Here is a 22,522-nt window from a genome sequence, read left to right as displayed (position 1 = left end):
GAAGTAAAAATGAATAATAACAATGACATTAACGACGACGAAAACAACAAAAATATCAATGTTGATGTCCATGTACACCTCCATGATGAAGAAAATCAGGCTGAAGACGTAGCTCAAGAGCATGAAGTTCTGCCGCCCACTGTTGCCGAAGAAAAAGCTGAATTAAAAAGTGTGGATCTTGATGAATTGATGACCACAGAATTTAAAGGCCGAGTAGTCAGAAAAGATTTAACCAAACAGTTAAAAGAAGGTGCGAATGTTCCTGTCTATGTGCTTGAGTATTTGTTGGGTATGTATTGTTCTTCATCAGAGGACGACCTTATTGAAGAGGGTATGAAGAACGTAAAGAAAATACTCAGTGAAAACTACGTTCGTCCAGATGAAGCCGAAAAAGCAAAATCAATGATTCGGGAGAAAGGCAGCCATAAGGTTATTGATAAGGTCACTGTTAAACTCAATCAGAAGAAAGATATCTATGAAGCGAGTTTGTCAAACATCGGTATTGTTGATGCTGTTGTTCCCAATAAAATTGTTAAAGAAAATGAAAAGCTTCTGACGGGCGGTATTTGGTGCATCATTACCGTAAGTTACTTTTATGAAGAGGGACAAAAAATATCGCCCTTTGGTGTATCGAACTTAAAACCCATTCAAATGCCTTCGATGAATATGGATGAAGTGTATGAAGCACGTAAAAAATTCACTATGGATCAGTGGATGGATTTATTACTTCGTTCAATTGGAATGGAACCTTCAAACTTAGAGCAACGCGCTAAATGGCACCTGATTGCACGTATGATCCCGTTCGTAGAAAATAACTATAACGTGTGTGAACTTGGACCACGGGGCACGGGTAAGTCACACGTATACAAAGAATGTTCACCTAACTCCCTACTTGTGTCTGGTGGTCAAACGACCGTTGCGAATTTGTTTTACAACATGTCTTCTCGCCAAATTGGTTTGGTGGGCATGTGGGATGTAGTTGCTTTTGACGAAGTTGCTGGGATACGGTTTAAAGATAAAGACGGCATTCAAATCATGAAAGATTATATGGCATCTGGTTCATTCTCTCGTGGTCGTGATTCGATTGAAGCTAAAGCATCTATGGTGTTTATCGGTAATATTGATCACAGTGTTGAGACCTTAGTTAAAACCAGCCATCTACTCGCCCCCTTCCCCGATGAAATGATTGATGCTGCATTTTTTGATCGTTTTCATGGTTATATTCCTGGTTGGGAAATACCTAAAATGCGCCCTGAGTTTTTCACTGATCGTTTTGGCTTAATTACTGATTATCTCGCTGAATATATGCGTGAAATGCGCAAAACGACTTTTGCTGACGCGATAGACAAATTTTTTAAACTGGGCAACAACCTAAATCAAAGGGATGTTATTGGGGTTCGTCGCACGACTTCTGGGTTACTCAAATTATTATTTCCTGATGGGCTTTATAAAAAAGAGGATGTAAGGGTATGTTTAACTTATGCATTAGAAGTTCGTCGTCGAATTAAAGAACAGCTGAAAAAAATTGGTGGTATGGAATTTTTTGACGTGAATTTTAGTTACATTGACAACCAAACCTTAGAAGAATTCTTTATCAATGTGCCAGAGCAAGGCGGTTCTAACCTAATACCAGCGGGTATTTCAAAGCCAGGTGTGGTGCACTTTGTTAGCGTTGGCGCAACCGGTAAACTGGGAGTATATCGTTTAGAGTCCCAAATGACGGCTGGAAATGGTAAACATTCAACGTCAGGATTTGGTTCAGATACCTCAGCAAAAGAGCAAGTTAGAGTCGGTTTTGAGTATTTCAAAGGTAACTTAAACCGAATTGCCGCGACATCTAGATTCTCTGATCATGAATTTCACCTGCATTTTGTTGATTTGCAGAGTTCAGGTAACAGCCATTCAGCTAGTTTGTCATCACTGGTAGCTTGTTGTTCTATATTGCTTGCGAAGTCCATCCAAGAGAAAATGGTAGTACTGGGTAGTATGACTTTAGGGGGTGTGGTTAACCCGGTACAAGATCTTGCGTCATGCATGCAGGTCGCACTCGAAGCTGGTGCAACAAAAGTATTAATTCCTATGGCTTCAGCATCAGACATCCCGACGGTTCCTGCAGAAACATTTACTAAATTCCAAGTTAACTTTTACAGTGATCCCGTAGATGCAGTTTACAAGGCACTTGGTGTCCAATGATGCCAAAGGAGGGCAAATAGAAGTCTTATTTTTAACTAAAAAATCTTTAGCTATCATTAACTAGCAAGGTTATTTATTCATGGTATTAGAAGGCAGTAGCAGTAGCGATTAACTCGCTAAAGTTACCCTTCTAATTTTGATTAAACACTATTTATATTTAATTTTTCATTTTACTGCTTTTCTAACAACTCACCCACTTCACATTCAAACAAATCACAAAGCTTATCAATAGCATCCAAGTCTATGCGTTGTGCAGTTTCTTTATATAACAAAGTTACCGTATTTCTGTTGAGTCCAGTTTCTCTTGCGACATCCATTATTTTCATTTTCTTCTCGCCCATCAAGCGCGCGAGGTGACATTTAATCATGCTTAAAGACCTTTAAAGTGCATTAATGTCACCCTGAATAGCAAAAAGCCATTGACAATTACATTTGGCGATGCATAATGTCATCCAGAGTGGCAATATGGATTTCTACATACATATTTGCCATATAAGTTAGCACTTAATGGAGAGCAAATCGATGAAAAATTCACAAGTCTACGTAACAACAGAAGAGCTATCGAATTTGATCAAATATGACTGTCGCACCATTCGTGAACGCTTGAAAGACTCGGTCTTATTTGAAGGGGTCCATTACATTAAGCCATTCGGTGGACGCAAGATTTTATACGACTGGGAAGCAATAAAACGAGACATGTGCAAGTTTTCGGCGAACGCCATGGGAATTCCCATGGCAAATGGTGGGGTGTCGCATGGGTAATGTAAATGTGCGTAAAGGGAGCCAAAAGCTCTATCTAGATTTTCGTTTCAGAAACCAGCGTTGCCGAGAGCAAACCGAACTGAACGATACACCTGGCAATCGTAAAAGGTTGGAATTGATGATGGATCGTGTCAAGGCTGAAATCTTGCTGGGCCAGTTTGATTACGCCAAGACTTTTCCAAGCAGTAAAATGTTAACGAAACTAAATGCTCAGGATAAGGCTTTAAACTCCGCGGCGGGTTTGCCACCTGAATTTGAGGAATTTACTGAAATCTGGTTTTTTGAAATGCAGGCTAGTTGGCGAAGAAGTTATGAGAAAATTATTCGGATGATCCTTGATCATCGCCTCATTCCTGAATTTGGTAAAAAAGCGGTCGACCGCATCACTAAAGCTGATCTACTCCAATTTCGCGCCCATCTCGCCAAAGTCGTGCGCAAAAATGGAAAGCATTTATCTGCAACTTATATCAATCGACATATGAAAATTATGCGAATGATTTTGAATGAAGCAGCCGACCGATACGAGTTTACAACACCTTATATGGGCATTAAACCGCTAAAGGTCCCTAAATCCGATATTGAGCCTTTTACGCCTCACGAAATTAGGCTCATTCTGAATACTGTTAGACCTGATTTTAAAGATTATTTTACGGTCCGATTTTTTACAGGAATGCGAACCGGGGAAATCGATGGCTTAAAGTGGCGTTATATTTATTTCGAAAATCGACTGATTTTAATCAGGGAAACCATAGTGGATGGTCATGTTGAATATACCAAAACAGACGGTAGTCAACGGGATATTCAAATGAATCAACAAGTATTTGATGCTCTCCACAACATGCGAAAAATTACTTTCAACAACGAGTACGTCTTTTGTTCAAAAACGGGAAGCCCTTTGCGCCATGATCTTGTGACGAAACGAGTTTGGCATCCTCTATTAAAGCACCTAGGCTTGAGAAAACGTCGCCCCTATGAAACTCGACATTCAGCGGCGACACTTTGGTTAGCAAGCGGCGAAAACCCAGAATGGATCGCTCGACAAATGGGTCACGTCAATACAGAGATGCTGTTTCGTATTTACTCGCGCTTTGTTCCGAACCTAACTCGAACAGATGGCAGTGCAATTGAACGCATGCTGACAAATGTCATGGCTGAACCGAATAGCGAGGAGAAAGATAATGCGTAATTCTATCCAACCATCGTTGCTGAATTCAAATCGGTTCAAACGCTTTAAGGGCAGATATTTTCTTGTCGGTTGTTTATTAAAACAAACTCAACATGGTAAACCTTACTGGGAAATGCGTTTATCTGATAGCGCAACAGCGGTCAAAATTTATTGCTTCGATAAAGGTCACTTCTTTTCGGCATTTAAGGCTAATTCCCTTGTTTATGTTGAGGTGTGTGTCAAAACGCATCTCGGCAAACCCTATTTACGGTGTGTTTATATCGAGGCTGTTACTCAGGAACCGCTGATTAATAACTTGGACATCAGAGCTATTCCTTCTGCGCTGTGTCCCTATCCAGATTTATTAAAGGATACCGTTAACTTGTTTAATTCGATCGATAACGGGCACCTAAAGAAGTTTGTATCACAAACGCTTTTACAAGCCGATATTGCAGATCGCTTTATTAATTGCCCATCAAAGATCGGAAGTAAACAAAGCGTGGAAAATTGCCTGCTGTCGAAAACCTTGCAAGTTGCAGATAGCCTTTTGAAAGACAAAAGCGTGAACATTGAATATCAGGATATCGCTATTGCATTTGCCTTCGTTCATGAGATTGGAAAAGTTAAAAAAGTCACTTCCGATGGTACCTTGTCGGCAATTGCCTATAGAGCTGATCTGGACGACCTTACTGTAGAAATTTGCTCTTTACCGCTATTACAACTGTCTAAAAAATCAAAGGCTTTGAGCTATCAAATGCGCTACTTGCTGACGGTCGGATTTACCAACAAAAACGGCAGATTCTGTGAAAATAAATTTCATTCGTGCCTGCAACACCTCACAGAATGTGTAGGGCATCATTCGCCTAAATTACTCCATCATCATTTACATGCAGTTGCTCCTATACAGTTATAGCGACAACCTGGCAAAGTAAACAAATTAATTTAACTAAAGAAATTAAAGGAATTCTATTATGGCCCGTCATCCTGACGTTCAAGAAAAAGATATCATCCAAGCTGGACGTGAACTCGAAGACATGGGAAAGAAACCGAACCCAGGCGCAATTAGAGCACAACTTGGATACCACGGTGGGCTTATGCGCATTAAGTCTATTTGGGAGGCATTTGTAAAAAAAGAGAGCAAAAGTTTTTACCTGAGCAAAGCACAGAGCTCAGCTTTGAAGCCCTGCCGGACGATTATGCCGGTAATGCGTCTCTGCTTATGGAAAGGGTTTCCTGTGCAATCGAGCAGTTAACAATCGAGGCCTATTTAAAAGGCCAGCAGATGTTCGATAAGCGCCTCAAAACTTTGGAGCAATCCCAGCTCGAAAAGCTCACGTTTTATGTGGAAAGCGAAGCTTCAGCAGACCAATGTATTACTAGGTTAGAAACTGAGTTGGATGAATCACAAAGTGAATTGCTGCTACTTGCAGACCAAAATGCCACGCTCCTGATTGAAAATTCAGAGCTTAGAGGCCGACTTTCTGTTTATGAAGGAAAGTTTTCTCAAATATCCCATCACCAATAACGCCTTCACGTTTAATTAATCGGAATATTATAACCCGTAACACGTTTTACCTTACTTCGATCTAGTATCCATTGTAAATGCAATAAACAGCTAAGAAGAAATCACATTAATCGTTCACCCGAGCCTATTGAAAAATTTAAATCGTCATATTTAGAGTTGTTTTTCGCCCAAGCAGTGTAATTTTTTCCATTATATAAAATCAAAGTGGTTAAGTTGCGCTACACCGTAGTCATATGCACACGATAACAGCTGATAATGGCGGAGAATTCTGCGGTCATGAACAGGTTGCAGAAAAACTAAAAACCGATATCTACTTCGCCAATCCCTACTCATCTTGGGATCGAGGATTGAACGAGAATTTTAACGGCTTGCTAAGGCAATATATTAAAAAAGGCACCGATTTAAGGACCGTTACAAACGAACAGGTCGCTGACGCGCAACGGGCACTTAACCTGAGGCCAAGAAAATGCCTCGGGTATAGACAACCCTTAGTTGTTTTTAATGAACTACGCAGCGCAGCTTAATTTAGCGAGTGGTGCACTTCGGAGTTGAATTCGCGAGTACTATAAAAGTAAAAAACTAATAATCCTGATTACCTATGATCCTCAGCCATGCCGTAAGTGCATGGCTCTGAAAGTCTAAACAATAAAGGCTATCAGCGACATTCAACCGCCATGTCTATCGAGCGGTCGAATAATTCACGGAGGTAAAAAGCAGTAAAATCGAGGCTTATAGAGCTCGGGAGCCAAAGGGCTGAGCTTTGTGGGTAATCAGGATTATAATAAAATTAGAACAGTTCACAAACTGACTCATATACACAAAAATTCTGCTGATCAAAGTGTGGATGTTCAACTGAGAATTACACAACGGTGTCGTTGATTTCCTTATACCGTTTGTATACTGAAGGTTAGGTGGTTCTGTAAAAAAATTTAGGCATTTATCAACTGCTTATTGTGGTACATCTATAATGAATGCATGATTTTAAAAAGGAGTAATAAAATGAATACGTCAGAACTTGAAATGTTAAGCGATTTATATGGCATTGAATCTGATGCGATCGAGCGGATTTTGAATTCAGAATTATCATCTCCCGAAGATAAATTACTAAAACTCATGTCAATTGCCACTGCGTATTTTGGAACGAGAAAACGCGCACAATCGTGGTTCGTAACTGAGAATATCGGCTTAGGTAGCGTTACCCCCTTGTCTTTACTTATGAGTGACGCCGGCTTTGCTAGCGTTAAGAACTCTGTCAACAGATTAAACCACGGCATGACATGTTGATGTTATGTAATAAAGCCCTATAGAAAATAGTGGGGTGCTATATTGCTTACTTTCCCAATCTATAATTCGGTATTATGTTCAGACAGATGGCTTAGTAACTAATGCATGTACCGGTCGAAATCGATCAGCCATTTCCCTCTTATGTCAGGATAGTTGACGCACTATAGGGAGTTGAATCATATTCAGAAGCTCTACAGGATAGAAACCGGATAAACATGAGCTGGTACAAGATATATAAGTGGCGCGGTAAACAACAGTCTTGCCCCTAATCATGCAATTTAAAGACTGGCTGGATAAATCCGTTAATCAGCTGCCGCCCAAAACGGCATTCGGGAAAGCGATGGCTTATAGCCTGAGCCAATGGCTTAGTGCCATTCAATTAACTCAACACATTGTTAAGCGCCCCCCCGCATTGCGACCGGGGGACGACATTGTTCACCTGTTGCCATGGAACGTCAAACTTAGTTAATAGTGATCCACAGACGATCTCGACACTTCAGCATATAGGGCTGGTCGGTGCCATATATATCATGCAACGTTTAAAATTGACGTATGTTGAGCCACACTCCCTTGTGGGGTCCTTTTTATACACAAGGCACAGAGAACTAATTAATGTCTGAAAATGAGCAAGCTTTACTACACCAAGATCCTATGAAAACAGCACGTGTTGCGCTATCAGTGTTTTTTAACATAGTCAGCGCATGGGATGTCAGACCGAACGAACAGATGGTTTTACTTGGTAATCCGGCTGAATCGACCTTTTTGACTGGAAAAAAGAGCGAGTAGCTAATTTATCGACAGAAACACTAGACCGTAATTCATACATACTTCGTATTTATAAAACCCTGGCATTTTGTTTCCTTCACGAGAACAAGCTGATGCATGGCCACAAAAGCCCAATAAAAATTTCAATCATGAGTCTGCTTTAAAATATATGTTGAAGGGCAGCGTGATTCATTTAAGTGACATATGCAGATACCTGGATTCACAAACAGTTTAATGCTCTTCTACCTTTAAACTTAAGGCAGACACCAGGTGTCAATGCAAATGTAGGATTAATTACCGAGCGACTTTGTCGTATTCACGTTAGCAATGTATTGCCTCATCCAACAATATTTTTGTTGTCAATGAGCGAGCAATTGATGTGAGTTCTTTGGCAGCTCCACAGAGTAAGCAGCCAGTTATAGTGTTTGGGTTGAGTAGTAAGTTTGTGCCAATTGCAGACATAGTCAAGCAGGTCAGGGAACGATCCTTAATTAGCAGAAAGGAGGCGGTCAGGGTGTCCCTGAATTTGACAATCAGGGAAAGAATTTAGCAGTAGGTTTGTTCTAATATTTATTGGCTTTTAAACGTAAACTGGACATTAACGCTTAACGTATGGGAATTTTAGGAGCGCTTTTTCAGCGAGTAAAATCCCCACTATTATGTTTTTGTATGGATAATCTTTCCTTGAATTCACATTCTATCCTTTTCAGTTTTAGGTAAAGTGAGGCCCAAGCTATAGCAGCAACTATAGCCTTCTTATGTAGTAGTTCGATGATGTTTTGGCTCCTCTGTTGAGAGACCGCTACCAATTACGAACGCTACATAGGACTCCAAGCATAAAACTCGGATAGTCAACTGGGCCTCGATAACTCGGTTACCGACCCGAATTAGCAAGGCAGAGTCAGCTTATTATGAATACAAACGCAAATCAAAGCATTACAGTGGGTGTCGATACGGGTAAAACACTACTCGATATTTATATCCGTCCATTAGATATTTATTTTTCAGTCACCAATGATGATAATGGGATAAAAAAGCAATAAAAGAGATTAAAACACATCGCCCTGAACGAATTGTCATTGAAGCAACAGGTCGATTAGAATTTGCTTTTGCAGTGGCCTGTAAAAAAGCCAACTTACCTATTTCAATTATTAATCCAGCCCACATTAAAAAGTTTGCTGGGGCCATTGGTCGTTTAGCCAAAACCGATAAACTCGATGCACAGCTTATTGCGCATTATGGTGAGGCCATACAGCCCGCAGAGTCTGAATTACGTCCTGATACTATGCAATTAATGAGCGATTTATTATCGAGACGCAAACAGCTTATCAGTATGCAAACGATGGAGAAAAACAGGCTGACAATACTCCCTAAGACACTACACAAAAGCGTGAATGCACTGCTTAAAATACTGATGCGTGAGATTGAAAAAGTCGATACGTTAATGAATGGGATCATTGAAGACTGTCCAGAGTATCAAGCTAAAAACGCCATCATTCAGTCAATGCCTGGTGTAGGCAAAGTCGTTGCCTTTAGCTTACTCAGTAATATGCCTGAACTAGGATATATCGCCAACAAACAAGCGTCCTCTCTAATCGGTGTGGCTCCTATCAATCGAGAAAGCGGGACTTATCAAGGACAGCGAAAAATCAAAGGAGGAAGACACCAGATACGCACAGTTATGTTCATGGCAATGATGTCAGCCATGCAGTGTAATCCTGTTTTTAAATCGACGTACCAACGATTAGTTGAGCAAGGCAAACCAAAAAAGGTCGCTATTATCGCTTGCCTGAGAAAGATGATTATTATCTTAAATTCTATGGTGAGAGACGGGGTTATGTGGGATGAGAATATGGCGAAAATTCAATGATTGACACCATAGTCACTTGTTATGTACGTTTATATTTAAGCCCACTTAATAGAAATGATGGCATGAAAAAACTAAGCGCGAAGTCATTATTTCGAAAGATGCAGCAAAATTTTTTGTAAAACTAAGCACATTCGGCTAAACCAACAACCTCTTTATGGCCGCATTTTCTCCGACGGTCTAGTCTTAAATGGAGTCCCCTACATATAGGCAAATTTGTCATTGTTAGTCAATCATTAATAATGCAGTAGGATCGATTTTGACAGAGGCACATTCCAGGTAAAAATGTTGGTGACGGGAGTATTGTTTTTGGTGCTTTTTATATCTGAGGCCTTCCGGCAATTGCGGGTTATGATTGCCTTGGGCAAACCCGCCTTCAGGATTGCATCTCCCCCCTGTTTGCTGTTTGCCGTTTTCCAGCCAGCGGCATGGTGGTGGTTATTGTGAGTCATATCAGAACTTATACTAAAGAATATGCAGCCACTTAGTGGTCTACCCTGTTGAAAAATGCGTCCGCTTCATGCGACAGATCAACTCGCTGTCTGCACTATTTGGCAAGCATCGGCCGTGGTAAAGGCTAATTGGTGCTGCACAGCTTTGTGGTAATGCTCAACCCTACGATGACGTCATCAAGATCCCCATAAAGCAGTTATTCAGACTTTTTAATCGGGATGTTTAAAAGCCATTAGACGTTCAGCTAAATCCTTCCACATTGGACCAGGCTTACCATCGCCAATCGCATCTTCTTCAAGGCTAACAATGGGCAAAACATCTTTGGTGGAGCTGCTGATCCAGAGCTCATCTGCTGCACGCAGTTCGTCTTCGGTAAAATCGCGCTCTTCTAATTTATAACCCAGCTCCTCACACATTTTTAAGACGAAAATGCGAGTCACCCCCGGCAGAATACGATTACTAAGGGGAGGGGTGACCACTATGCCATTTTTCACAATAAAAACGTTGGACGAAGTACCCTCGGTGATAAAACCGTCGCGCTTTAAAATCGCTTCCATAGCGCCAGATTCATTGGCTTCCTGCTTTATCATCACATTAGGTAGTAAAGAGACGGATTTAATATCACAGCGAGACCAGCGAATATCATCACGGACAATCGCACTAGCCCCCTTTGTCGCGTCAATATTGTAAATTGACGAACGCTCCAAAGACGATGCCGTCAGGAACACTGTAGGCTTGACTTCGTCCGCGGGAGCCGGAAATTTATGATCGCGCTTGTAGGGAGCGCCACGGGTTACTTGGATATAGATTGAGAGGTCCCCCTCTCCATTACGAGCTACCATATCGTGACAGAGGCTCACCCAAGCCTCCTTAGACATCGGATTTTCAATGGATAACGCTGCGAGGGAACGCTCTAAGCGTTTTAGATGTTCGTCGAGGCCGAATAGAATACCTCCTACGGCAGGAATGACTTCATAGATGCCGTCAGCAAACAGAAAGCCCCGGTCAAGAGGAGAGATTTTGGCTTGGTTGGCAAGCAGAAAGTCGCCGTTGAGATATACCGTATTCATTGTTGACACCATTTTCAAAGGTAGAAATTAAACATGGGCACAACCACTGCCCAGCGAACGAATACCTGCTCGTTGATATTCGCCAGGTCGCAAGTAACTAATCGTCCCTATTTAGTATAAAGACAATTAGTTACTTGCTGGTGAGAAATGCCCGCCAGAAATACTGCAGGCGAGTTTTGGCTAAGGTGTCACGGTAATCAGCCCCTTGGAGTATTTAAATTGTGTTCCAAAGGGTTCGCTGACTCGCTTCAGGTCGCCGATGATCTGATCTGCTTCTTCTGTGGGTGCTGGATAGGGCTGACCTCGCTGGGTGCGCTTGTTACCAAAACCGAGAGATATTGGGTGCATACGCACTTCTTTCAGCCTGCCGTCTATAGAAAAAACGACCTCAGCGACAACAGACTGCCAGTAACGGCGGTCGGCTGGGAAGCCTACGGTGTCATTTTTGGAACGCTTGCTGTAGTAGCCGCTTGGCAGGGCATCACCGTCTAGACTGACCTTGTCGTAGTTATCCGCAGGCTGCATATCAACTAAATCATTTTCAAAAACGAAATCCCCCAGAGAGTAAAAAATCGGCTTGCCGCTGTAGACTTCGACACCACGCAACATATGATGTCCGTGTGAAACCACCACGTCAGCACCGGCGTCTATGGCTGCATGGGCGAATTCAACATAGAAAGCCGCTGGCTGATCGCGATTGTCCAGCTCTAATGACTCATGGTGGTGGCCAGCGACAACAACCCAATCCGCCTGCTGTTTCGCATCACGAATACTGGCAATAAGCTCTTTCATATCTCGCTCATTAGGCTTAGTTATTTTGCTAAGTTCATCACCTACTTCGTAAGAAGCACCACCAAAATAGACCGAACCCTCGGGTACACCACGGAAAGCGGCCTTTTGAGCATTGACAGGTCCACCGGATAGTTCCGAAATCGTGTCGAAGGTAGCTTGAGGGACGGTGTATGTCACCGAGTGACGCAGTGGATTCAGACCTGGACGGCCGCGTAAATCCTTTCGCTGGGGTCCGGCGATACTAGCATCGGGAAAGCTTGTCGACAGGGAGATCATTGCAACACGACCTTTCTTGGTATCCAGATAACCAGGCTTACGGGCCAGAGCGAGATTTTCTCCCACGCCAGCGTAAATCAGGTCTGTTTCAGCCAGAGCTTTTAGCGTACTACGCTGCCCTTCGATGCCATAGTCACCTGTATGGTTATTGGCGAGGGACACCATATCGAAGCCTGCCCACTCGAGTTCATCCAGTACAAACCGCGGCGAGCCCATATATGTTCCCCCACTCTGTTGCGCCGGTGGGTACTCAAAATCGTGAATCAAGCTTTCGAAATTGGTGTAGGCGGCATCAGCCCCCCGAATGACATCGAACATCTTGTCAATTTTGGGCTTGTTGATGGTCGACATCCGGCGGTTGATGATTGAATCTCCAGTTAGGACAAAGACCATTTCGTCTTTCTCACCCCCGGCGGACTCCCAGACCTGCCCGAATGCGGACTGAGAAAACTGAATGGCAAGAAGGCCAACTACAACCGCACTGGCGGCACTGAATTTTACTTTCATAAATTATATATCCTTTAAGATTAAAAGAGTTTGGTGCCAATTTACTCTCAGAAGTCCTTGGTTAAACGCAGGGTCCAAACACGTCCCATCGCGACGCTATTGTAGACAGAGGGATCATAACCAGCGTAGTCTGGGGTCAATGGAGGCTCTTCGTCCAAAAGATTCTTCACCCCGAGTCGAATGGAAGTTCCATCCAGGAAAGAATCATCAACATAAAAAGTCTTAGAGACAAAAGCATTGAAGGTTATATTTTGTTCAACCTTCCAATAGTTAACGCCATCTACGGTTTTCACATAGCCAGGGAGGCTGCCGTTCCAGGTTTCATCTGGATTGAATGTCGCAGCGGTATCGGCATATTCGCCAATATAGTAACCGGAAACACCTGCAGCCCAAGTATCGTTTTCCCATGACAAAGACATGGAGCCGCGCAGCTCGGCATTGCCATCGGTTGCCAGGATTTCTTCTGAAACACCTGTCAACCCACCGGTACGAGTAAACTCATCCAGATAAGTCCAGTCGGTGACAAATGATAAAGTACCCCAAGAGAAATCTGGCATTTTATAAGTGACGTTAAAATCGTAACCTGCAACCTCTTGATTATCCAGATTAGCGAATGAGGTTAACGTATTGATCAGTTGACCGGCAGCAGCCAGCCATTGCGATTGAGGTCGACTGGCATTGAAGTCAGCGAAGACGGCACGATCTTCATCGGTAACAGCAGCTCGTACAACATTCGGGTTACCCACATAACTGTCAGTACCACTACCCAAATTAATATTATCAATTGAGGTACCTGCATCCAAAGCAGCCTGCGTTGCCGTCTGTAAACGCGCCGCGTCATCGTTGCGAATCTGGCTGGCGTTAGGCGTGGCAATCACGTTTTCCATCTCGATCTTGAAGTAATCTACTGATAAGCTCAGACCACTAGCCCAAGGGATATTAACAACAACCCCTAAAGTGATTCCTTCAGACGTTTCTGGTTCAAGCTCACCGAGAGCACCTGTTGTTTGCAAGCGAGGAGATTCACCGCCACCAATAAGATCGGCACGATATGGGTCATTATAAGACGCTACAGTGGTTCGCTCGTAGCCAAGCATCGCCAGGTTAGGAGCGCGAAAACCTTCGTTATAAGATGACCGGATCATAATCGCCTCGACCGGACGATAATCGATGGTAAATTTCGGGTTTGTGGTACTACCGAAATCATCATAGTTCTCATAGCGCAGTGATGCACCGATCGACAGACTGTAGATCCCAGGAATATCGTTATACGGAGAGGCCAACGGAATAACGGCTTCACCAAATCCGGCGAAAACACCGCGGGTACCGGAAAGATTTGCTGCTGGTGAAGCCTGGATAAAGTCATTATCGTCAGGGTCTAGGCCTAGCTCATTACCTTCATAGTTCAACCCCGCGTACTGTGGTCGATGTAACAGATAGTCTTCGTAACGATACTCAACACCAAAGGCAACTTGTAATGCTCCGGCCCAGGTTTCGACGAGTTCACCGGTCACCCGTGCATCAGCAGTTGCTAAAATGTCCGTACCTGTTTGCCTAAATTTCTGAGAAAACGTATCAATGACATCTGGGTCGTTGACATAACCTGAGGTTGGAGTAACCACCCCATCGATGGTATCAAAGTTATAACCAAAGGGATTGTATAAGCCGGCATCAATCGCAGCAATGGCTGCAGATTCCCGAATGGCATTTTGCGAAATATCACGGGTACGGTTTCTCGAATATGTGGCCGCCGTTTCCCAGTCCCAGTTCGCGCTGATATCGCCGCGAGCTCCAAGAACACCACGAAACGCTTCGGTATCCACTTCTGCCCGCTCATTGCCGTTATCGACAAAGCGATAGTTACTGAGAGTCACATTGGCATCATAAGGGTTTATCGGATTATCCGCATCGATAACGATTGTCCGGTTGGCAGAGGCACTATATGCGACTGGGGCTCGCTCCATGTTGGATTCAGCGGCATAGTAAAGCGCCTCACCGAACAGCTGCACGCCATTATCCAGTTCATAGTCCAACTGTGTAAACCAGTTCAGGCGTGATGTCTCGGGTAATGAATAACCACCTGAGTTCATATCATAGTATGCATCGCGAGAAAATTCGCCGTCACGTGCCCCAGGGGTATCACTTATAATAGCGCTGCCTTCACCGGTTGGGACCATATAGCGGGTGCCCAAACCATCGACAGAAAAGATTGGGTATTGACTGGACGCGTTACGATCAAAAAATGGTCCGTTAACGGAATTGAAACCGTAGGGTACTCTAGATACCTTATCAGCGTCACCACCGATATCGGTCATGTATATAGGATCACGATCGTATACGTCCAAAGTAGTCGTCACATGCAACTTATCTGACATATAGTAACCGCCGTGAGTAGCGGTAAAACGGCGATTATCGCCAGATCCGATTTCATTGAAGCCGCCCTGTACCTCAAGCTTGGTGCCTTCGTACTTTGAATCGATCACGAAGTTGACCACTCCAGCTACCGCGTCTGAACCATAGATCGACGAAGCTCCATCGCGCAGCACGTCAACCCGCTGCAAGCCACGTGCAGGCATGGTGTTCGCATTAACTGTCATTGTCGTACCTTGTGCCATACCGTGGGCAGCAATGCGACGACCATTTAAAAGTACCAACGTCGCTTCCGTACCTAATCCACGCATGGCAATACCGGCCACGTCACCCCGTGCCCCCGCCCCGCCCTGGGTTGATTCATTGAGTGGAACGCCGGTTACTGACGGAAGAGATGTTAGCAGTTCAACCGGTGTACCAGCATCGCGCAGATCCATTTCTTCCTGGCTCATCACAGTTACGGGCAGCGCCTCGCTATCGTCACGGGCAATACTGGTACCTGTCACCACAATTTTTTCCATAGCTGGATCGGATACTTCTGATTCACTCTGGGCATTTGCATGTGAAGCCGCCCCCGCAGCGATGCTCAACACAATCACCTTCCGAAGTATACCCACCTTAGACAACCTAAAACCCTTTTCTGATAAATATTTATCCGCTTGTAACATGAAAAATCCCCACAAAATTTTCGTTGGCATCTGGCCATTGCTCGGAATGTTGCCGGAGCACGAAACAGGAAAGCATGCCCTCCTGCTCTGCTCCTCCCTTGCTGCTTCGGACCTTCGAACTCAATACCAATCTAGACGTATGTCGATTTGGCCACCAATGAAAAGTTAAGAGCGTTGCATAACTGTTCGTTATATTTACGAGATAAACGCATAGCTAACGCTCCTTATCGGTGCAAAGGGGTCAGAACACGTTACAAATCAGTTATTTTTCGCGGGGGGGGGGGGCGTGGCAAGAAATATTAACGAACATCAGTCGATGATTTAGATAATACTTAGCCTCGTCGAGATCACACCAAATCAGACTAATCTGGCATTTTCCAACCAATAAGTATAGTAATCCTAATATCCAGTGAGCTTTTAGGAGGGGCTCTTCAACGCGTGAATGTTTGAACACAGACCTGGTTGAAACAGAATTCAGTTGAGCCAGGGAAAGTGGTTACCGGCCCCGGGGGCCCTTCTGTAGGCAGAAATAAAAAAAATGCCACCGATTACCGGTAGCATGCTCGAATGACAATATAGCGTAAACTCGACAGAGCAACTATTCGATAAATAACTTTATTTTTGTCAGGAGTTAACCCGCTGCACCAACCATACGCAGGCACACAACGCTACTAACGAAGAACCGCCGTAAACCACGCCCAAGCGATAGAAGCGAGTACGCCGTAGAAGATAAGCCAACGGGACAAATATCGCCACAATTGCAAATTGACCAAGTTCTACACCTATATTGAAACCGACAAGCGCAGACAAGAAGTTGTCCCCGGCATCGACGTCGTGGAAGACGTTGGCAAAACCAAAACCGTGCAACAGACCGAACAGCAAGGCTATCCAAACACCTTGGGCACCAGCAACAGATGGTCGCAAATTGTTAAGCGCCGCCAAAGCGACGGACGCGGCAATTACAGACTCCACCAGTTTCGGTGGCAATTGCACAATACCGACTACTGCGAGACTTAAGGTGATCGAATGGGCGATTGTAAACGCAGAAACAATGACCGCGACTCGGAGAAGGGTTTTACCAAACCCTTTCACCGGTTCACGACCAGACGCACTGCGCTGTAGAACCACAGGAATCAATAAGGCGATCAGAAATAAAATATGATCGTAGCCTATCCAGATGTGCCAAACTCCGGAGATAATAAAATCGAAAAAATTATCTTGATGTGCACTAGACTCTTCAAAATTTTCTCTGGGTAAAGGGGCGTTTAGGAGCGCCTGATGGGAACCTCCACTGGGCCAATGAATGTTAACCCTGCGCGGGTTTTTAGCGAGGTTAAAATCGCTAAGGCTGCAATCAATCGTAATATCGAGGATGGGTGGCTGGCCGTTCAACGTGACTGCCGCAGCAACTTGCGGAATATCTCCTTGCAATCCATAAGCTATTTCCCCGACGCGAGGTATGGCCGCAAGATCATTGACCGAGAATGAACAAGCCGTTATCAGATAGGCTTCGATATCGGCACGATGGGGGTATAATTCTTTCCAGGAGACTTGGTTATTCCTATCAGTATCTAAATTTAGAACACCCTGTAATTCCGTCACACTGACACGCAACTGGCCACCGATGTGACCTGATTTCTTGACGTCTAATTCGATATAGGCTTGAGATGCGGCAGCCTTTGATACAACTAATATTATCAGTACGCTGGCGACGAAAAAACACAAAAGAGACCGAATCAAAGTCTTACTCATGTGTGATATAACCGTAGCCGAAAGCTGTTAGTGAGCGTTCTTTCGGACATAATAAATTCCTATGTTCATTGCAGAAAAGACCGACAGTAGGTTACCTGCTGTCGGTGGGGTAAGAGTTCAAACACTTATGGATAGGTAACGTCTTTTCCAAATGGATAGAAGTCTTCCAGTTTCAGGTGTTGATAATTGAGGCCTTCCAGACGAATGGTGCCAAGGAAAGGTTGATCTGGTTCCACCAGCAGAATCGTCGGGGCATAGGCATTGTCGTGATAGCCTCGGCGGAAGTGAACCCTGGATTTAATGGCGATAGCCTTGTAATCTTCGGGGTTGATGCCGATGGAGGCGAAAGCCTCAGGCTCGGTGTTTTGATGCAGATAAGGACTGATCAACAACATATTGTTATCGCCAAACTCGACCCCTACCCAAAGTTGGGATCCCATCGCCCGCCCACGAGTCATTCCGCCACTGACATTTTTAACCGTACCGTTTACATGTACTGGCTCTCCGGCAGATACATCCAGTTTGCCACCGACATCATAGTCAAACTTGTCACCAACTTTGACGCCTTTTTCACGCAGCTCATCGATAAGGGCCGCATCTGCAACGGTGGCGATCAAGGTATCACTCAAACCCTGTTCGATGACTTGCTCCAACAACCAGGTCGCTGCACCTGACCGGTCACTGTGATCAGCCAGTACGATTGGCGTTTCACCTTTTTCCATTGCCGCTTTTGCTAGTCCAACACCTTCCTTCATGGAATGGACTTTAGTGCCGTAATAGAGATCTTTCCGTAAACGCCAGGCGGTTTCTGCCATATCATCAGCGATGTGGTTAGCCAATTCAGGATTACCGTTGGTAATAACTTGGAAAGTCATACCAGCTTCACTAGAATCCATAAACGCGAAGCCATAGTAGAAGTTCACATAGACATCTGGCTCACGTGCTTCCCAAACGAGGGCTCGCTGTATCAGATCCATCCAAGGGGATTGCCCAGTCCACTGCAATACTGAAGGCGTGATGATCGGTGGTTTGCGAGTAGCCGTGGTTGGTGTATAGCCACCGCGAATAGTGCGGATCAAAGTACGCGCGGCTCGCTCGCCCTGCAGGTAACCATCGTAATGGGGATAATATTTAATACAGAAAGCCAGATCTGCATAGCGTAGAAAATCTTTGTCTTCATTACCGTGAGGGTCGAAGGTACCAACTATAAACGCTTTGGGGCCCACCACTTCGCGAACGCGGCGGGCAAGCTCTGCTTCGGGTTTTGCTACGTCACGAACCCCCATAGCACCATGCACTGAGAGATAAACTCCATCGAAGGGCCCCTGGGCTTTCAGTTCAGAAATCATCTTGCCGACAAAGTGTTCGTAAGCTTCTTTGGTAATCCAACCGGATCCCGACCCTCGTTTGGAGCCCAATGGTGACTCGATACCGACCAATTCAACATTCGCATGCTCCCGGGCAACTTTAACAAAACCACCGATATAGCCTTCAGGCGAAGAGCTTAGTAACGCCTCACCCCGAGCTGGTGAACCTTCAAAGGTGAAGTCATCAATGGTGGTATCGTATGGCAGAAAAGTCACAGTTTCATGTGCAAATTTTAATACCGCAATCCGCACCGGCTTTATGGTGGCCTTTGCGGCTTTAGACACTGACTGAGCATCTGCCATGAGTGGCATCATTGCCAAAAGAGCGGAACTGATTAGCCCTAGAAAAGAACGTTGTATCGTTTTCATAAAATCTCCATCTAGCGGAAAGTTGGGCGACCAGCGTTTGGTCGCTTGAATTTTTACCTTATACAAGACACTACTATGGCGACCAATGAATTGCTGACAGGTATGTATAACCAGAGGTTATGAGCGTTTAGTCAGTCGTATCCCCGTAAAGGGACATAGTCGTTCTGGCACGTACCCAACCCTGCTTACCAACGGCGTTTTTCACCTGTAACCAACCGAGGAATTCTCGATTAACACGAACTATAGCGCCGCTCTGCAACGGCGAACTTTCTTCGCTGGGAACGAGGTCTGTAGGCTCTGGAAGGAGATTCACGGGTTGTAATACAATCGCCGCATCAGCATGACGCAGGTCAGCGTAAGCGGACCAACTTATCTGACTCATTATCAGAGCACTAATACTACATACCGCGATAACAGCCCCGGTTGCGAACCAATAATGCCGATTTTTGCGGTAGAGCCCTGCCACCGCAACACCTAAGCCAATCGCTATCAACAAAGCAAACAGTACGGCTAAACGTTGCCACACCGCAGGCGAAAAGTGCGCTGGCACTCCGGCAAATGTCTCGTCCACAAAGACATTTTGTAGTGTAGGGTCACCGGGACCGGCACTCGCCACACTGGCCTTTAATAACTGTCGCGTATCGCTATTGGACTGCAAAAGGAAGGCTGATAACGCATGAGCCATGGCAGGATTCAATACATTGTTATCGAGCATGGAACGAGCAAGATTTTGGTGGGCTGCCCAGTCGCGGCTATTTTCCTGCAGAGCCTGCTGCCATGCTTCTTCTTGTTCTGCTGCAGGTGCTGGCACGGAAAACATGACTAATACCATGGTTGCCACAGAGGGTATCCAGTGCTTACGCAGGGATGGATATGGGTGTACCCGTATTGGAGGCTGCAACTTACCCACACAAGCTTCGAAACTATTCAGCCATGCTTGCGCTGGACAACCATTGGCGGAATACAATCCCCGCTCAGAAAGCAGCCACAATGAATGCCACTTCTCAGCTTCAGCCTCTTTGCCGTTAAGAGATAATACCAGTGCTCGAACGTGTGTTGATGCAGGTGCTGCCTCAGCTATACCCCAGCTATCAGCAATACCTCTGAGACATATCTTCAGTTGCGATACACTTGGCGTATTATTGTAACTAAGATCGCTGCGCAGGCGTTGCAGAACACGAACACCTTGGCGACGGCGACGCATGGGTTCGGTAATCCAGGCGCGCCGCCAGGCCAAGCCCGTCCAAAACACCAGCGTTACTATTAATGCCGGTAAGAGCCATAAGAGTGGTGGCATACTAAAAACCGTATCGCCGATTTGTCCGACCGGTATAGGATTCGCGGGAGGCAAAGTAATATGTGTAGCTTTTTCTTGAATATTAGTTGCAAAGTCCTGCCCATAAACCACTACAGGAAGAGTCAGCGATACCGCTAGTGACAGGTATTTCAGATTAACCAAACCTCCCATCTTACCAGTCCTCCTGGGCTTGTGTTTGTTGCTCAGACGTCTCGGAGAGCAATTGATGAAGACGACCAGGAGAATCCCGACGCGAGACTTCCTCAAGGCGTTCACGTGAAAACGACAGTATAGGATCGGTAGTGCCAGTGCGATCTCCACGTCTGGCGCGCAGGGATGCCATTCGGACACTTTTCGGCGGTGGCGGCTTCGCTTCCCGCTTAATATCGAGATCGTCTGGCGCGGTCATATCCCCTAGGGCTGCATCAGTTTTGGCAGAAGCTCCCTGACCAAAAGAATCGGTTGCCGCTTGTTGCGTACTTTGCCCGGCCACCATCGGTGGCGCATCCTCTTCATCCAGGGCATTCGGTGGACGTTCAGATTGTTTCGGCTCTTCCTCTTCCTCAGGTTTTTCAAGAAGTACCACTAAGCGTTCACGATAGAAAGACCAGTTGGCAGCATTGGTATCCAAAGCTTCGCCCTGATGGGTCGCCTCAATAGCATCGCGAATAACTCCCTCTGTAGGCTCGAGCGCAAGACGCTTCTCATCGAGGCCATATTGGATAGTGGTCTCTACCATCAAGCGCAGGTCATAGGCGTCGTAATCAAATTCAGCCAGATGACGCACGATCGCCCGTAAGCGTTCGACAGGGTTACTATCGAAGACTTCCTGGACTTCAAAATCCGCCTGCGAATCAAAGTGGGCAAAGGCCTGCTTCTCGTATAACAAACTCCCAGCCACCATACAGAGGCTCACTGCGGCAATAGTACTCGGACTGAGTTTATTCCCTGAGAGATTACGGCGAATAGCACGGGGGGCTGGTCGTGGATGGAATTCCCGTAGCAAGCCAACAAAAGCCATCAAGACCGCCGGTAATAAAAACCACTGGAAACGCTCCAACACACCAGCGCTACCTTCACCCTCAAAACGCCCTTGCTTGCCGGTACGAATTTCGCTCACCAGAGAATCCACAGCAGATGCCACATCGATCACATTGAGATAAATGCCCTCAGTCCGATTAGCGAGCGTCTCCAGAGTTGCAGGCAGTAATTTCGAGTGAATGACATTACCTTTCGCATCCTTGTAATAGCCGCCATAGCCGTTGTCGAGAAACCCACCGGTTTCTGTGCCCACTCCAACCGAGAGGACATGGATACGCCGAGCAGACAATTCTTCAAGGAGGTCCTGCCAACCTTCGGTTGTACTTTCACCATCACTGAGCACCACCAGATAACGATCGACATCACCACCCTCACCGAATCCTTCAAGAGCAGCATTGAGCATGGCGGTATAATTGGAGCCTCCTTGAGGCATGTAGTCGGGCCCAAGTTCCGGCAAAAACTCACGAATAATTTGGTAATCAGGACTCATTGGCACCTGTACAAAAGCGGTGCCTGCAAATACGATCAGACCGACCCGCTCGCCTTCGAGAGCGTCAAGCAGCCCCTCGGTTAAAGCAGTGGTCTGTTCGAACCGAGTAGGCTCAACATCAGTCGCCAACATACTCCGGGAAAGGTCAAAGGCAATCATTACTTCCCCGGCACTGGTGTGAAAATTACCGCTCTGCTCACCCCACAAAGGACGAGCCAAGGCAAATACCCCGAACAGTATTGCCAATATACTGATAGTGCAGGCGGGTCGGATGTGTGCAGTAGTCACTGTGCGGACACGATCACCGGAAACCGCAACCTTTTGCATGGCCAACCAGCGAGATTGCCGTGACGTTCGCTCCATCCGGTATACTGCGATCAAGCTAGCGATAGGCAGTAGCAAGAGAAGCAGATAGAGTGGCTCCGCCCAACTCATGTTCGACGCTCAGTTCTGAATTCGCCAAATTCTCTGGACGACGAGTCTTCCCTGAGAAATCGTGAAAGCTCATG

Annotated in this window: 18 protein-coding genes and 2 pseudogenes; 11 read left to right on the top strand and 9 right to left on the bottom strand. The window is 45.4% G+C overall.

What is annotated here, in order from left to right; translation table 11 throughout:
* The first annotated feature begins 9 nt into the window (after positions 1-9).
* Positions 10-2,193 (top strand): protease Lon-related BREX system protein BrxL, encoded by a 2,184-nt coding sequence (gene brxL / locus GQR89_RS03825; RefSeq protein WP_233269074.1) that lies wholly within the window; start codon positions 10-12, stop codon positions 2,191-2,193.
* A 170-nt stretch (positions 2,194-2,363) separates the two neighbouring features.
* Here the strand turns inward: brxL and GQR89_RS03820 are convergent, their stop codons facing one another.
* On the bottom strand, positions 2,364-2,561 hold the full coding sequence (locus GQR89_RS03820; protein ID WP_158768838.1) for a helix-turn-helix transcriptional regulator: 198 nt from the start codon (positions 2,559-2,561) through the stop codon (positions 2,364-2,366).
* Positions 2,562-2,715: 154 nt separating this feature from the next.
* Here GQR89_RS03820 and GQR89_RS03815 point away from each other — a divergent pair, with 154 nt between their 5' ends.
* The 10 genes and pseudogenes from GQR89_RS03815 to GQR89_RS03780 all read left to right on the top strand — a co-directional run bounded on the left by GQR89_RS03815 (position 2,716) and on the right by GQR89_RS03780 (position 9,564).
* Positions 2,716-2,955, top strand: coding sequence for a hypothetical protein (locus tag GQR89_RS03815; protein WP_158768837.1), 240 nt, complete (start codon positions 2,716-2,718; stop codon positions 2,953-2,955).
* Complete coding sequence (locus GQR89_RS03810; RefSeq protein WP_158768836.1) at positions 2,948-4,141, top strand: Arm DNA-binding domain-containing protein; 1,194 nt, start codon at positions 2,948-2,950, stop codon at positions 4,139-4,141. Before GQR89_RS03815 ends, GQR89_RS03810 begins: the two co-directional genes overlap by 8 nt.
* Positions 4,134-5,033, top strand: coding sequence for a hypothetical protein (locus GQR89_RS03805; protein WP_158768835.1), 900 nt, complete (start codon positions 4,134-4,136; stop codon positions 5,031-5,033). Before GQR89_RS03810 ends, GQR89_RS03805 begins: the two co-directional genes overlap by 8 nt.
* Positions 5,034-5,091: 58 nt before the next feature.
* A complete protein-coding gene (locus GQR89_RS21455) occupies positions 5,092-5,373 on the top strand; it encodes a hypothetical protein (RefSeq protein WP_233269073.1) in 282 nt (93 codons plus the stop codon).
* 29 nt (positions 5,374-5,402) lie between these two features.
* Positions 5,403-5,645, top strand: coding sequence for a hypothetical protein (locus GQR89_RS21450; RefSeq protein WP_233269072.1), 243 nt, complete (start codon positions 5,403-5,405; stop codon positions 5,643-5,645).
* A gap of 221 nt (positions 5,646-5,866) precedes the next feature.
* Positions 5,867-6,169 (top strand): annotated as a pseudogene (locus GQR89_RS03795) (IS30 family transposase); the annotation flags it as partial.
* Positions 6,170-6,644: 475 nt separating this feature from the next.
* Positions 6,645-6,929, top strand: a complete 285-nt coding sequence (locus GQR89_RS03790; RefSeq protein WP_158768834.1) for an MbcA/ParS/Xre antitoxin family protein — start codon at positions 6,645-6,647, stop codon at positions 6,927-6,929.
* A 612-nt stretch (positions 6,930-7,541) separates the two neighbouring features.
* On the top strand, positions 7,542-7,715 hold the full coding sequence (locus GQR89_RS21445) for a hypothetical protein (protein ID WP_233269071.1): 174 nt from the start codon (positions 7,542-7,544) through the stop codon (positions 7,713-7,715).
* A 67-nt stretch (positions 7,716-7,782) separates the two neighbouring features.
* A complete protein-coding gene (locus GQR89_RS21440) occupies positions 7,783-7,929 on the top strand; it encodes an antitoxin Xre/MbcA/ParS toxin-binding domain-containing protein (protein ID WP_233269070.1) in 147 nt (48 codons plus the stop codon).
* 676 nt (positions 7,930-8,605) lie between these two features.
* Positions 8,606-9,564, top strand: a pseudogene (locus tag GQR89_RS03780) (IS110 family transposase).
* A 659-nt stretch (positions 9,565-10,223) separates the two neighbouring features.
* Here GQR89_RS03780 and dat read toward each other — a convergent pair.
* From dat to GQR89_RS21615, 8 genes are all read right to left on the bottom strand, one after another.
* Entirely contained in the window at positions 10,224-11,084 is an 861-nt protein-coding gene (dat, locus tag GQR89_RS03775) for a D-amino-acid transaminase (protein WP_158768833.1), read from the bottom strand.
* A 180-nt stretch (positions 11,085-11,264) separates the two neighbouring features.
* Positions 11,265-12,659, bottom strand: a complete 1,395-nt coding sequence (locus GQR89_RS03770) for a CapA family protein (protein WP_158768832.1) — start codon at positions 12,657-12,659, stop codon at positions 11,265-11,267.
* Between the two features lie 47 nt (positions 12,660-12,706).
* On the bottom strand, positions 12,707-15,697 hold the full coding sequence (locus GQR89_RS03765; RefSeq protein ID WP_158768831.1) for a TonB-dependent siderophore receptor: 2,991 nt from the start codon (positions 15,695-15,697) through the stop codon (positions 12,707-12,709).
* A 624-nt stretch (positions 15,698-16,321) separates the two neighbouring features.
* A complete protein-coding gene (locus tag GQR89_RS03760; RefSeq protein ID WP_158768830.1) occupies positions 16,322-17,449 on the bottom strand; it encodes a HupE/UreJ family protein in 1,128 nt (375 codons plus the stop codon).
* Between the two features lie 125 nt (positions 17,450-17,574).
* Entirely contained in the window at positions 17,575-19,185 is a 1,611-nt protein-coding gene (locus tag GQR89_RS03755; RefSeq protein WP_158768829.1) for a M81 family metallopeptidase, read from the bottom strand.
* Between the two features lie 127 nt (positions 19,186-19,312).
* Positions 19,313-20,653 carry a hypothetical protein gene (locus GQR89_RS03750; protein ID WP_158768828.1) on the bottom strand — a complete coding sequence of 447 codons (1,341 nt, stop codon included), beginning with the start codon at positions 20,651-20,653 and terminating at the stop codon, positions 19,313-19,315.
* Between the two features lies 1 nt (position 20,654).
* Complete coding sequence (locus GQR89_RS03745; protein ID WP_158768827.1) at positions 20,655-22,340, bottom strand: VWA domain-containing protein; 1,686 nt, start codon at positions 22,338-22,340, stop codon at positions 20,655-20,657.
* 55 nt (positions 22,341-22,395) lie between these two features.
* Positions 22,396-22,521, bottom strand: a complete 126-nt coding sequence (locus tag GQR89_RS21615) for a hypothetical protein (RefSeq protein ID WP_255455670.1) — start codon at positions 22,519-22,521, stop codon at positions 22,396-22,398.
* Position 22,522 lies beyond the last annotated feature (1 nt).

It is taken from the genome of Paraglaciecola sp. L1A13, assembly GCF_009796745.1.
In the GTDB taxonomy this organism is placed as follows: domain Bacteria; phylum Pseudomonadota; class Gammaproteobacteria; order Enterobacterales; family Alteromonadaceae; genus Paraglaciecola.
Note: the sequence above shows the minus strand (reverse complement) of the source record. Positions and strands in the feature narration are given on the sequence as shown.